Here is a 13457-nt window from a genome sequence, read left to right on the forward strand (position 1 = left end):
AAGTTCTTCACAAACGTCAAAACATACTCACTACCCTGGCCAGAGTGAGAAACAGACGGCAGAAACAGTAAGGCCCCGGTCCGTCTGTCCGGAGCCTTTTTCATTGCGCAGATCAGCCCTGCACGACATCCTGACACTGCACGCCCAGCCCTTCGATACCCAGCTCCATCTTGTCGCCCGGTTTCAGATAGGTCTGCGGGTTCTGCCCCATACCCACGCCCGGAGGTGTCCCGGTCGAGATCACATCACCCGGTTGCAGCGACATGAATTGCGACAGGTGCGAAACGACGGTGGCGACACCGAAATGCATCGTGCTGGTCGATCCGTCCTGAAAACGGTGGCCGTTGACCTCAAGATACATCGGCAGGTTCTGCGGATCGGTCACCTCATCCCGTGTTACCAACCAGGGACCGATCGGGCCGAACGTGTCGGCTGATTTGCCTTTGACCCACTGGCCCGAGCGGTGCAGCTGAAAGTCACGCTCTGACAGGTCATTGACCACGCAATATCCGGCCACGTGGTCCAGCGCCTCGGCCTCGGAGACGTATTTCGTCTCTTTGCCGATGACGACGCCCAGCTCGACTTCCCAATCGGTCTTGACCGAGCCGCGCGGGATTTCCACGGTATCGTTCGGACCGACGATGGCAGAGGTTGCCTTGAAAAAGATTACCGGTTCGGCGGGCAGTTCCATACCGCTTTCGGCGGCATGATCGGCATAGTTCAAACCGATACAGATGAACTTGCCAACCTGTCCGACACAGGCGCCGATGCGCGGGTTGCCCTCGACAACGGGCAGAGGGGCCAGATCGAGTCTGCGCAAACGTGCCAGACCTTCTTCGCTCAGCACATCGCCCGCGACATCATCAATGACGCCGGACAGATCGCGAATATTGCCATTCCCATCCAGTACACCGGGCTTTTCCGCGCCAACCGGCCCATAGCGTAAAAGTTTCATTTCCTCTTCCTTTTCAACTCAGATGGTCCAGCCGCCGTCGATGGCAAAGGGCTGCCCTGTGGTGTAGTTGCTGGCGTCGCTTGCAAGATACAGCGCAAGCTCCGCCACCTCATCAGCTGTTCCGATCCGCCCCATCGGTTGGCGCGCAATGAAATCCGTCATGGCTTGTTCGTAATCCCCGGTGGATCGCAATCGGTCATGAAGACTGGGGCTGTCGACCGTACCGGGACAGATCGCGTTGCAGCGGATGCCCTGCGTGACAAAATCTGCGGCGACCGACTTGGTCAAACCGATTACCGCCGCCTTGGAAGCACAATAGGCGAACCGGTTCGGCACGCCTTTCAAAGACGACGCGACCGAAGACATGTTGATGATCGATCCACCGCCATTTTCCAGCATCGCAGGCAGGGTCAGGCGGATCAGCCGGTACATGGCCTTGACGTTGAGGTCAAAGCTGAAGTCCCAATCGTTTTCCTCACATTCAAGAATGGATCCACCCGCGACATAACCTGCGCAGTTGAACAACACATCCAGCGGCGGCAGATCCGCCGTTGCAGCCTGAACCGCATCCGCATCGGTGACATCCAGTTTCAGGGTTTGGACATTGGGAGTTTTTGCCAGTTCAGCCAACGCTGCGTCGTTGATATCGCACGCAATGACCTGCGCGCCTTCGGTTGCAAAAAGCTCGGCCGAGGCGCGACCGATCCCCTGACCAGCGGCGGTGATGAGGGCTGTTTTGCCGGATAGACGGTTTGAGGAAGTCATCGCGTCTCTCACACTTGATCAGGCAAAAGGTCGGTCGGCAGGTTCTGATAGCAAACCGGCCGCAGAAAACGCCGGATCGACAGGGTGCCGACCGAGGTTGCGCCGAAATTGGTCGAAGCGGGGTAGGGGCCGCCATGTACCATGCTGTCACAAACTTCGACCCCGGTGGGGAAACCGTTGGCCAGCAACCGGCCTGCCTTGCGTTCCAGCACAGGCACCAATTTACGCGCGGTGTCCGCATCCTCAGCGTCCATGTGCAGGGTGCAGGTCAGTTGCCCTTCGACTGCGCGGGCGATGTCGGTCATCTGTTCAATGTCCCGGGCGCGCACGATGATGCCGGTGGGGCCAAAGACTTCTTCGTGCAGACTGTCATCGGCCAGCCAATTGTCGCCGGAAACGACAAACAGGTTCGGGGCGGCGCTGCGGGGCGCGCTGTCATTGCTGACGATCTGAGCAACCCCGGCCCCTTCGGCGAATTGCGCCACGCCCTTGCGGTATGCGTCGGCGATACCGTCGGTCAGCATTGTCTGTTCTGCCGTTTCGACCAAAGCGGACTGTGCCGCTGCCTGCAGCGCATCCGCATCCGGCCCGTCAACCACGATGGCGATGCCGGGATTGGTGCAGAACTGGCCTGCACCCATAGTCAGGGAACCCGCCCAACCGGTGCCGATCTCGGCACCGCGGGCCGCGGCGGCATTGGGCAGAACGAACATCGGGTTAACCGAGCCCAGCTCGCCAAAGAACGGGATGGGTTCGGGGCGCTGTGCGCAGATGTCGAACAGCGCGCGACCGGCACGCAACGACCCGGTGAACCCCACCGCCCTGATCAACGGGTGCTGGGCCAAGGCCGTCCCGACCCCGATCCCATCGCTTTGGATCAACGAGAACGTACCGGCGGGGTTGCCGGTTGTCTTGATCGCGGCATCAATCGCCTGCGCCACGATCTCACCGGTGCCAGGATGCGCCGGGTGGCCTTTGACGACAACCGGGCAGCCCGCAGCCAAGGCTGCCGCCGTGTCCCCGCCCGCAACCGAGAACGCCAGCGGAAAGTTCGACGCGCCAAACACCGCGACCGGGCCCAAGGGGCGTTGGATCATGCGCAGATCGGGGCGGGGCAGGGGTGCACGGTCCGGCAGGGCAGGGTCGTGGCGATTGTCCAGATAACCTCCGGCTTCGATATGAACCGCGAACAGGCGAAGCTGGCCGACAGTCCGGCCCCGTTCTCCTTGCAGCCGCGCCTCGGGCAGACCTGTTTCCTGGCAGCCGATCTCGGTGATCGCATCGCCGCGCGCGTCAATCTCATCCGCGATTTTCCGCAACAGCGCGGCCCGCTCGGCCCGAGTGGACCAGCCGAAAGTGGCAAAGGCCTCTTCCGCGGCCTGAACGGCGGCATCCACATGCGCAGGCGTCCCCACCGAGAAGTCATGGCTTGGCCCATGCGCAGGGTCCGACACGAAAGTGGCCTCGGTCCCGACCCATTCGCCAGCGATCAGGTGTTTTCCGGTCAACATGTTCAAATCTTCCTTAAATCAGCCCGCGCCGGGCAAGGTTTCGCATCAGATGAGACGCCCCGAATTTCCATTCCGGGCATTCGGTCGACAGGCGCACCGTGTTGGTCAGCGCGCCTAGCTTACCGTTTGAAATCGTGACGATATCACCCAGTTTATGAGTGAACCCACCCCCCGGAGTATCGCGATCCTGGGTCGGTGCAAAGAGGGTTCCCAGAAACAGCATCAACCCGTCGGGATATTGGTGATGTCGCCCGATTGTCTGGGCCACCAAATCCTGCGGATCACGGCTGATCTGTGCCATTGAGGAATGGCCCGTCATCTCAAACCCGTCAGGCCCGGTCACCGTCAACGTGAGTTCGGCAGCACGCACATCATCCAGCGTGAACCCGTTATCGAACAGGCGGATCATCGGCCCGATCGCACAAGAGGCGTTGTTGTCCTTGGCCTTGCTCAGCAACAGGGCCGAGCGCCCTTCGACATCGCGCAGGTTGACGTCATTACCCAGCGTCGCACCCTTGATCTCACCCTGCGAACTGACGGCCAGAACCACCTCGGGTTCTGGGTTGTTCCAGGTCGAAATGGGGTGCAGCCCGACGTCTGCGCCATACCCAACCGAGGACAAAACCTGCGCCTTGGAGAACACCTCGGCATCCGGGCCGATCCCGACCTCCAGATATTGGCTCCAAAGCCCCTCGGCGATCAGCGCCTCTTTGACCTGCGCGGCCGCGTCGGACCCCGGCACGATATTGGTCAGGCTATCGCCAATACGCGTGCCAATGCGGGTGCGGATCGCGTCGGCCCTGGCCGGGTCGCCCGCAGCCTGTTCTTCGATCACGCGTTCGACCATGGACCCCGCGAAGGTGACACCGCAGGCTTTCACCGCCTGTAAATCGCTCGGGGCCAGCCAGTGATGGTCAGCGTCCAGCGGGCCTATCACTTCACCCGACGCCGCGCGTAAGTAGTGGACGGCATCCTCTCGCTCAAGAATGTCGCGCACGGTTGGGGCTTCTTTGGAGGTGATATCAAATAGCTGCCCGTCGCGCAGGGTCACCACACACGGGCCAACACCCTCACGCTCTACGCGCCCAAGCCACAGCCCTTCGGCATCCAGTTTCGGAAACGTCATTTCAATCCCTGAGGTTATAGGCTTGGGCGGCACTACCCCCCAGTACCGCATTTCGTTCGATTTCGGTCAGCGCGCTCAGCAGCGTGTCGGTTGTCTCCAGCCAGCGCTGATAGCTGCTGGCCAACGTGCAAACCGGCCAGTCGCTGCCCCAGATCAGGCGGTACGGGCCGAACGTATTCAGCAGGTGATCGACATAGGGGCGCAGGTCATCCACGGTCCAATCCGGCGCAGCTTCGGTGACCAAGCCGGACAGCTTGCACCAGGCGTCAGTGTCACGGGCGAGCACGGCCATGTCCTCGGCCCAACCAGAGAATACCCCGTCACGGATCAGCGGTTTGGATCCGTGATCAATCACCACACGCATCTGCGGATGACGCGCCAGAAGCTGGCGCAGCGGCCCAAGATGTTGCGGCAGGGTCAGGGCATCAAAAGTCAGATCGTGACGCTGCACCACCTCAAAAGCCTGAGTCAGATCGTCCCCTATCATCCAGTTGGGGTCAGGAATGTCCTGAATCATCGGCCTGAGCCCAACCAGAGCCGGGTGCACGGACAGCGCGCTGATCTGTGCAGGCGCATCGGCGGCTTCGAAATCGACCCAGCCAACCACGCCTTTGATGAACCGAGTTTGATCGGCCAGAGACAGCATGTACTTCGTTTCAGCAATCGTTGGGGCGGCCTGAACAAGAACCGTGCCGTCGATTCCCGCCGTTTCAAGCAAGGGCGCCAAGTCATCCGGCGTGAAGTCGCGGTAGATCACGGCAAGCTCCGGCGTCAGCCAGCCGTAGTCACCCCGCGCCAACGCCCAGAAGTGCTGATGTGCGTCGATCCTCATCCAATGACGCCCTTCTTAAGGATGATGTTGCCGTACAGCCTGCGCTCACCTGTCTGAACGATGGCAAAGGCGCTGGCGGCGCGGTCGTAGAAGGCAAACCTTTCCAGCCCCTGAATACGGGCAGGGCTGTCTGCCGTGGTATCGATGATGCTCTGAAAATCGGCGACGGCTTCCGGTACAGCTTTCGGGTCACCGACCACCTGCATGGTCAGCGCCGGATCAGGCACGAACGTGTCCAGCGGCATGACGGACAACACCGCCTTCAGCATCTCACTGGCCGAAGACCCATCGGCACGGATACTTGCCGGGCCAATGCTTGAGCCGGGAAAATTCGCGTCCGCGATCACGATCTCATCTCCGTGCCCCATAGCGCGCAGCGCGTGGAGCAGTTCGGGTGAGAGGATCGGGTCGATGTTACGCAGCATTGGCGGCCTCAGTTGGCAGCGGCGCATCATGGCGGATCAGGTCCTCGGACCGCAGATCAGACCAAAGCCCCAACGGGATGTCGCGGTTCAGTAGGGCGACATTGGCCTGCACCTCTGCGGCACTGACCGCGCCGGGGATCACGGTTTTGACGCTGGGATGGCCCAGAACGAACTGCAGGGCGGCTGCGATCAGTGGCGTATCATGCGCGGCACAGACCGCTTCGATCTTGCGCACCCGGTCCAGAATCTCGTCAGGCGCATCGGCGTAGTTATACTTGGCGCCCGGCACGGCACCGGTGGCCAGAATACCCGAGTTATAGGGCCCGCCCAGAATGATCCCCACGTCCCGCTGTTCGCAAAGCGGCAGGAAACTGTCCAACGCCTCTTGTTCCAGCAACGTATAGCGACCGGCCAGCAGGAAGCCATCGAAATCGCCCAGACCCAACAGTTTCTCGCAAACCTGCCATTCGTTCACACCGGCACCAATCGCCGCGACCTCACCAGAATCGCGCAGCTCGGTCAGCGCCCTGAAGCCGCCGCCATCGAACAGCTCGCGCACCTTCGCATCCGACATCTCCTGACTTCCCTGGCTGAAGACACAGACATCATGCACCAGCAGGATATCGGCCTTGGCGACATCAAGCCGTTGCCGGCTTGCCTCATAAGACCGCATCACGCCGTCATAGGTGTAGTCAAACACGATGCGTTTTTGCGGCACGTCTACAAAGGCTTCGGGCGTTACCTCATGCGGCTCGCAATCCAACAGCAGACGCCCGATCTTGGTTGACAGCTGGATGTTTTCGCGCCCAAAACGCGCGATGGCCTCGCCAAACCGATGCTCTGACCGGCCCAAACCGTATTGGGGCGCGGTGTCGAAAAACCGGATGCCCGCATCAAAAGCCGCCTGCAAAGCGGCCTGTGCGTCCGCGTCCGAGACCTTACGATAGAGGTTGCCCAAAGGTGCGCCACCGAATCCCATGCGCGTGAGCGGCACAGGCCTTTTGGTACGATGGTTCAAGAGTTCGGTCTGCGAAACGGTCATCCTGCTTCCCGTGCTGGCTGAGTGGTGATGTTGAAAAGATGCGGCTGCTCCTGAATCAGAACTTCGATCCGCGGCATGAGTTGCCCCAGATGGTGCCGCATGGCCGCCTGCGCCGCGACTTCGTCGCGGTTCAGAATCGCGGCGTGAATGGCGCGATGTTCTGCCAGGGTTTCTGCAACCCGCCCCGGCGTTGGCAATAACAGCATTCGGGCACGGCTGACCTGCAAGGATACGGTCTGCGCCACATCGCCCAGACGTTTGAAGCCGGTGAATTGCATCAGCAACGCGTGAAATTCCTCATCAGCCTGATAGAAGCCGGGAATATCCTCATCTTCGATCAGAAGCTCTTGCAGACGCATGTTGCGGCTGAGTTTCTTGCGTTGATCCTCGGTCAGATCACGCGCAACCTTGGCGACGGTTGCCAGTTCCAATGCCTCGCGCAGGAACATGCCTTCGCGGATTTCCGGCATCGAGAAATAGGACACCCGCGTTCCCGATTGCGGCACCACGTCCACCAGCCCCTCGGCGGCCAGCCGGGCAATCGCCTCGGTCACCGGCGCGCGCGATACGCCAAGCCGTTCGCAGATCAGCGCCTTTCTAAGCGTCGCCCCAGGCGGGAAATCCAACGACAGAATGACCTGCTTAATCGCAAGATAGACCCGCTGTGCCAACGAGCCTTCATCCGATGCAATATCGCGCAAAAGCTGCGCGTCGATGTCTTGTGGTTTGGTCATGGTTACGATCTATCATACTAACATGTTAGTTGACAAGTACGTGATCGCGCTTTAGCAATCTGGGCAGGCAAGCGGGGACGAAATGCACGCAGACCAAGAAAATAAGGCCTCTGAGACGGCGACTCGTGACACGGTTAAGCTGAACCCGGATGATAATGTCGTGATCGCACTGCGCGATTTGCACGCCGGAGACCGTCCTTTTGGCCTGACCTCACCACTGACTGGCCCCGTTCATCGCGGACACAAGATCGCCATTGCCGAGATTGCTGCAGGTGAGAATGTCATTCGCTACGGCCAGATCATCGGTCAGTCCAAAAGAGACATCAGACCCGGCGACCATGTCCACGTTCACAACCTTGGCATGGGTGCACATCAACAGGACTATGCCCATGCCAGCGCCAACACGCCATTGGCGTCGCTGGATGAAGGCCTCACGTTTCAAGGCTTTCATCGCACCGACGGAAAGGTTGGGACACGCAACTACATAGGCATTCTGACAACGGTGAACTGCTCGGGCTCGGTCGCGCGCTTCATTGCCGAAGCGGCTGAGAAAACCGGCCTTTTGGACGACTATCCGAATGTGGACGGAGTGGTCCCGATCGTGCACGGCACCGGCTGCGGCATGTCAGGCAAGGACGAAGGCTATGCGACGCTGTTTCGCACACTGGCCGGCTATGCCCAGCATCCCAACTTTGCGGGTATATTGCTGATCGGGCTGGGCTGCGAAGTCATGCAGGTCGCTGACCTGGTGGGTGGTCGTCCGATCCGGGTGGATGGCGCGCTGCGGTATATGACCATTCAGAACGAGGGCGGTACCCGTCGCACCATCGAACGCGGTTTGGACGAACTGCGCGGCATTGCGGAGCTGGCCAATCAGGCCACGCGTGCACCAGCGCCAATCAGTGCGATCACGGTCGGGATGCAATGCGGTGGATCGGATGGGTATTCCGGGATCACCGCCAATCCGGCGCTGGGATATGCCTCGGACCTGCTGGTGCGCCATGGCGGTACGACGATTCTGTCGGAAACCTCAGAAGTTTATGGTGCCGAACACCTGCTGACCCGCCGCGCCGAGACACCCGAAGTGGGCCAGAAACTGATCGAGCGCATCCACTGGTGGGAGGATTACACCGCCCGAAACGGCGGAGAGATGGACAACAACCCCAGCCCCGGAAACAAGCGCGGCGGACTGACGACCATTTTGGAGAAATCGCTGGGCGCTGTCGCCAAGGGTGGCACCGCTCCGCTGCGGGACGTCTACAAATTCGGCGAGATGATCGACAAGAAGGGCTTTGTCTTCATGGACAGCCCCGGATTCGATCCATGCTCGGTCACCGGTCAGGTGGCCTCGGGCGCAAATCTGATCGTGTTCACCACCGGGCGGGGATCAGTTTCCGGCTATCAGCCGACCCCCTGCATCAAGCTGGCCACGAATTCCGAGATGTACGCGCGAATGGCGGACGACATGGACCTGAACTGCGGCGACATCGTCACCGACGGGATCAGCATCGAAGCCAAAGGCGAAGAGCTTTTTGAAATGCTGATCCGCGTCGCATCAGGACAGAAAACCAAAAGTGAGGAACTTGGTTTTGGGGGCGTTGAATTCGTCCCCTGGCAAATCGGCGCGGTGATGTAACCCGCGCAGCCCTTGGGGAGAGGGGCGATATGGGAGGACAAATGACAAAACTGGTCGACATGACGGGGATCGACAAACACTTCCCCGGGGTGCACGCGCTGAAATCCGTGCAGTTCGATCTGTTTCCGGGCGAGGTTCACGCATTGATGGGCGAGAACGGGGCCGGGAAAAGCACGCTGATGAAAATCCTGTCGGGGATCTACCAGCGCGATGGCGGCGATCTGGTAATCGAAGGCAAATCGGTTAGCCCGACCACCCCGCGCGAGGCCCAGGATTTGGGGATCGGCATCATCCATCAGGAACTGAGCCTTATGAATGACCTGACGGTGGCGCAGAACATCTTTATCGGGCGCGAACCCCGCAAGAGCTTTGGCCGTCTGGACGAGGCCGCGCTGAACGCGCAGACCGCCGAGATTTTCGCTTCGATGAACCTGTCTCTGGACCCGAAAACGCTGGTTGGCAGCCTGACCATTGCCAAACAGCAAATGGTCGAGATCGCCAAGGCGCTGTCCTACCGATCCAAAGTTCTGATCATGGACGAACCCACGGCCGCGCTGAACGACGCCGAGATTGCCGAGCTGTTCGTGATCATCCGCCGCCTGAAGGCCGAGGGTGTGGGCATCGTCTACATCAGTCACAAGATGGATGAACTGAAGCAGATCGCCGACCGCGTCACCGTCATGCGTGACGGTGAATATGTTGGCACCGTGGACGCGACAGACACGCCGATCAGCCGGATCATCGCGATGATGGTGGGGCGCGAGGTGAACGAAGAACCTTTGGACGTGCCCGATCTGGGGGAGGCTGAGGTGTCGTTGCAGGTCTCGAACCTGACGCGAGGCAAGGATATCCGCGAAGTCAGTTTCTCGGTTCAGAAAGGAGAAATCCTGGGCTTTGCCGGGTTGATGGGGGCGGGGCGCACTGAAGTGGCGCGGGCTATCTTCGGGGCCGACTCCAAGGATAGCGGTGAAATCCGCGTGCACGGCAAACCCGTATCGATCAAATCCCCTAAGGACGCGGTGCGTGCGGGGATCGGTTATCTGTCGGAAGACCGCAAGCATTTTGGGCTGGCGACGGGTATGAACGTGCGGGACAATATCGCTCTGGCCTCGATGGACGTGTTTACCGGTACTGGCGGTGTTCTCAACGACGGCGAAATCAGCACTACGGCCAAGAGCTATATCAAACAGTTGGGCATTCGCACACCGTCCGATGTGCAGGAGGTGCGGCTGCTGTCCGGCGGCAACCAGCAAAAGGTCGTCATCGCCAAATGGCTGCTGCGTGACTGCGATATTCTGATCTTTGACGAACCCACCCGTGGCATCGACGTCGGCGCAAAATCCGAGATCTACAAGCTGCTCGAAGAACTGGCGGATCAGGGCAAGACGATCATCGTGATCTCGTCCGAACTGCCCGAGATCATGCGCCTCAGCCACCGCATCGCCGTCATGTGCGAGGGCCGGCTGACCGGCATTCTGCCCGGCGGGAAAGACACCACTCAGGAGGACATCATGCATCTGGCCACCCAACGCAAGGCGGCGATGCAGGTAACAGGGACAGTACAATGACCACAGCCACGGATATCGACAAGAAAAAGCCGCTTTCGGGTCTGTCGGAGAGCGGCGCCTATCAAAAGCTGCTGGCGTTTGCCAGTCTGATCGCCTTGCTGATCGGGTTTTCGATCGCGTCGCCGAATTTCATGCAAACCTCGAACATGATCGCCATTCTGCAGGCCACCTCGGTCAACGGGGTGCTAGCCGTGGCGGCGACTTTGATCATCATCACTGGCGGCATTGACCTGTCGCTGGGCACGCTGATGACGTTCTGTGCGGTGATCGCGGGGGTGGTGCTGACCTATCTGGGGATGCCGTTGCTGCTGGGTGTTGCGGCGGCCATTGGGGCAGGGGCGCTGTGCGGGCTGTGTTCCGGGACGTTCGTGGCCAAGATGAAAATCCCGCCTTTCATCGCCACACTGGGCATGATGCTGATCCTCAAAGGGCTTTCGCTTGTGATCTCGGGCACGCGCCCGATCTATTTCAACGACACGCCGGGTTTCGATCAGATCTCGCGTGGGTCCCTGATCGGAGAGGTTTTTCCGGCGCTGCCCATCCCCAACGGCGTGCTGATCCTGTTCCTCGTGGCCATCGCGGCCTCGTATATTCTGGGGCGCACGGTTCTGGGGCGCTACACCTTTGCGCTGGGATCGAACGAAGAGGCCGTTCGGCTTTCGGGCGTGAACACCGACATGTGGAAAATGCGCATCTACGCACTGGCCGGGGCCATCTGCGGTATCGCCGGTATTCTCATCGCCTCGCGTCTCAACTCGGCGCAACCCGCGCTGGGGCTGGGCTATGAGCTGGAGGCAATCGCGGCCGTGGTGATCGGGGGAACATCCCTGTCCGGCGGGCGCGGAACGATCCTTGGAACCCTCATCGGGGCACTGATCATGGCGGTGCTGACCAACGGGTTGCGTGTGCTGTCGGTGGCACAGGAATGGCAGACCGTCGTGACCGGCGCGATCATCATTCTGGCCGTCTATGCCGACATGGCCCGGCGCAAGAAAACCGGCTGAACCACCAAACAAACGACCAACAAGGAGGAGAAGAACATGTTTACACGTCGTTTCATTCTGGGGGCGCTGAGTGCCGCCACCTTAGCGGCTCCGGCCTCGATGGCCGCGGCCGAAGATATCTACATCCCGCTGGTGTCCAAAGGCTTCCAGCACCAGTTCTGGCAAGCGGTAAAATCCGGCGCGGAACAGGCCGCGGACGAATATGGCGTGAACATCACCTTCGAAGGCCCCGACAACGAAACCATGGTGGACCGCCAGATCGACATGCTGGCCGCAGCACTGGCCAATAATCCCAAGGCGATCGGCTTTGCCGCGCTGGACAGTCAGGCCGCCATCCCTCTGCTGAAACAGGCCGCCGATAAAGGCATCCCGATCATTGCCTTTGACAGCGGCGTTGACAGCGATATTCCGGTCTCGACCGCAACCACAGACAATCTGGCTGCCGCAGGGCTGGCCGCAGATAAGATGGCGGAGATGCTGGGAGGCAAAGGCAAGGTTGCCGTGGTCGCGCATGACCAGACCAGCCGCACTGGTATCGATCGCCGCGACGGTTTCGTGAATCGCATCGCCGAGAAATACCCCGATATCGAGGTCGTCACCGTTCAATACGGTCAGGGCGACCACCTGAAATCAACCGAGGTCACCAAGGCCATCCTGACCGCAAATCCGGACCTGAACGGCATCTTCGGCACCAACGAAGGGTCGGCTATCGGCGTGGTGAACGGCGTGCAGGAATTGGGCACCGAAGGGCTGGTTATCATTGGCTACGACAGCGGCAAGGCCCAGAAAGACGCGATCAAAAGCGGCCTGATGGCAGGTGCCATTACCCAGAACCCGGTCGGGATCGGTTATGAAACGGTCAAAGCCGCCGTTGCCGCCCTGAACGGCGAAGAGGTTCCGGCCCTGATCGACACCGGCTTCTACTACTACGACGCGTCAAACATGGACGACCCGAAAATCTCGGCCGTTCTGTACGACTAAGACCCAAACCACTCACGGCTAACCGGTCCACCTGTTTCAGGCGGGCCGGTTTCCATTTGCGCGGGTCAGAAGCGCAGACCTTCCAGGACTTATCCGCCGGGAAAGGTATATTCTCATTTCGTATTTGTTGATCAAGTGTGTTAGGGTCCGGGATGTATTTTCTGACTTTTATTAAAGGTAGTTGATCCATTGCCAGACAAACCCATCAGCGTATTCAAGCTGCGCCCCCTGGAGAAGGCGGATCTGGAGGCCATCACCCCCTGGTTTCAGGACATCGAGGACCTCGCCCGATTTGACCGCACTTCGCGCATTCCTTTCAATCTGGCACAAACCGAGGAAATCTGGAGTGATGCTTTCAACGCATCCGGCAGCTGCTGCAAATGCTGGTTCGCCGTCGAATCCGACAGCGGGCAGGTTCTGGGACTGGCGGGCCTCGAGGCCATATCCTCGATCAACCGGGACGCAGTTGTTGCAATATTCGTTGAAAAATCAGCCAGACGGTTAGGCCTGGCGATCAGAGCGACCGCTCTGGTTGTGGATTTTGCATTCCGTCAGCTTGGCTTGAACCGACTTACCTCGTATTATCGCGACGATAACCACATAAGCCGCGATCTTGTGGAAAGACTGGGGTGTCAGGTTGAAGGAACCATGCGACAAGCCTGGTATGCGGATGGAACATTTCACGACATGATCGTCGTTGGTGTTCTCAAGCAGGATTGGATGGACAGACGCCCCATCTTGGCAAAGGAACTGGACCCGGGGACAATCGTGACCTTCGGGGCGGATGGGATTTCAGGCTGGTCCTGGCCACCGCAAGTTGATGAGTGTGAGTAACGGGGTGTGATTTTGCTTTCTGAGTGCAAAAGCACATTTTGCTA

13 protein-coding genes are annotated in these 13457 nt (G+C 59.9%); 5 read left to right on the top strand and 8 right to left on the bottom strand.

Annotated features, from left to right (window positions below):
* Nucleotides 1–112 precede the first annotated feature (112 nt).
* The 8 genes from GOX88_RS18345 to GOX88_RS18380 are packed head-to-tail and all read right to left on the bottom strand — an operon-like array spanning nucleotide 113 to nucleotide 7390.
* On the bottom strand, nucleotides 113–955 hold the full coding sequence (locus tag GOX88_RS18345) for a fumarylacetoacetate hydrolase family protein (RefSeq protein ID WP_170405164.1): 843 nt from the start codon (nucleotides 953–955) through the stop codon (nucleotides 113–115).
* A gap of 18 nt (nucleotides 956–973) precedes the next feature.
* Nucleotides 974–1720: an SDR family oxidoreductase gene (locus GOX88_RS18350; RefSeq protein ID WP_170405166.1), complete on the bottom strand. Its 747-nt coding sequence runs from the start codon at nucleotides 1718–1720 to the stop codon at nucleotides 974–976.
* 8 nt (nucleotides 1721–1728) lie between these two features.
* Complete coding sequence (locus GOX88_RS18355) at nucleotides 1729–3231, bottom strand: aldehyde dehydrogenase (NADP(+)) (RefSeq protein ID WP_170405169.1); 1503 nt, start codon at nucleotides 3229–3231, stop codon at nucleotides 1729–1731.
* A 13-nt stretch (nucleotides 3232–3244) separates the two neighbouring features.
* Entirely contained in the window at nucleotides 3245–4357 is a 1113-nt protein-coding gene (locus GOX88_RS18360) for a fumarylacetoacetate hydrolase family protein (protein WP_170405172.1), read from the bottom strand.
* Between the two features lies 1 nt (nucleotide 4358).
* A complete protein-coding gene (locus GOX88_RS18365; protein ID WP_170405175.1) occupies nucleotides 4359–5189 on the bottom strand; it encodes an amidohydrolase family protein in 831 nt (276 codons plus the stop codon).
* On the bottom strand, nucleotides 5186–5614 hold the full coding sequence (locus GOX88_RS18370) for an RbsD/FucU family protein (protein ID WP_170405177.1): 429 nt from the start codon (nucleotides 5612–5614) through the stop codon (nucleotides 5186–5188). Before GOX88_RS18370 ends, GOX88_RS18365 begins: the two co-directional genes overlap by 4 nt.
* Nucleotides 5604–6656, bottom strand: coding sequence for an aldo/keto reductase (locus GOX88_RS18375; RefSeq protein WP_170405180.1), 1053 nt, complete (start codon nucleotides 6654–6656; stop codon nucleotides 5604–5606). Before GOX88_RS18375 ends, GOX88_RS18370 begins: the two co-directional genes overlap by 11 nt.
* On the bottom strand, nucleotides 6653–7390 hold the full coding sequence (locus GOX88_RS18380) for a GntR family transcriptional regulator (protein ID WP_170405183.1): 738 nt from the start codon (nucleotides 7388–7390) through the stop codon (nucleotides 6653–6655). Before GOX88_RS18380 ends, GOX88_RS18375 begins: the two co-directional genes overlap by 4 nt.
* Nucleotides 7391–7472: 82 nt before the next feature.
* On the opposite strand from GOX88_RS18380, the gene GOX88_RS18385 reads away from it, so the two are divergent.
* The 5 genes from GOX88_RS18385 (at nucleotide 7473) to GOX88_RS18405 (ending at nucleotide 13413) form a co-directional block, all read left to right on the top strand.
* Nucleotides 7473–9026: a UxaA family hydrolase gene (locus GOX88_RS18385; protein ID WP_170405185.1), complete on the top strand. Its 1554-nt coding sequence runs from the start codon at nucleotides 7473–7475 to the stop codon at nucleotides 9024–9026.
* Between the two features lie 41 nt (nucleotides 9027–9067).
* Nucleotides 9068–10594, top strand: coding sequence for a sugar ABC transporter ATP-binding protein (locus tag GOX88_RS18390; RefSeq protein ID WP_170405189.1), 1527 nt, complete (start codon nucleotides 9068–9070; stop codon nucleotides 10592–10594).
* The gene (locus GOX88_RS18395; protein ID WP_170405192.1) at nucleotides 10591–11598 is read left to right on the top strand and encodes an ABC transporter permease; all 1008 of its coding nucleotides are present in this window, start codon (nucleotides 10591–10593) and stop codon (nucleotides 11596–11598) included. Before GOX88_RS18390 ends, GOX88_RS18395 begins: the two co-directional genes overlap by 4 nt.
* Nucleotides 11599–11634: 36 nt before the next feature.
* The gene (locus GOX88_RS18400; RefSeq protein WP_170405195.1) at nucleotides 11635–12579 is read left to right on the top strand and encodes an ABC transporter substrate-binding protein; all 945 of its coding nucleotides are present in this window, start codon (nucleotides 11635–11637) and stop codon (nucleotides 12577–12579) included.
* 189 nt (nucleotides 12580–12768) lie between these two features.
* Nucleotides 12769–13413 (top strand): GNAT family N-acetyltransferase, encoded by a 645-nt coding sequence (locus GOX88_RS18405; protein WP_254436308.1) that lies wholly within the window; start codon nucleotides 12769–12771, stop codon nucleotides 13411–13413.
* Nucleotides 13414–13457: the final 44 nt, after the last annotated feature.

This window comes from Ruegeria arenilitoris, from assembly GCF_013030985.1.
GTDB lineage: Bacteria > Pseudomonadota > Alphaproteobacteria > Rhodobacterales > Rhodobacteraceae > Ruegeria > Ruegeria arenilitoris_B.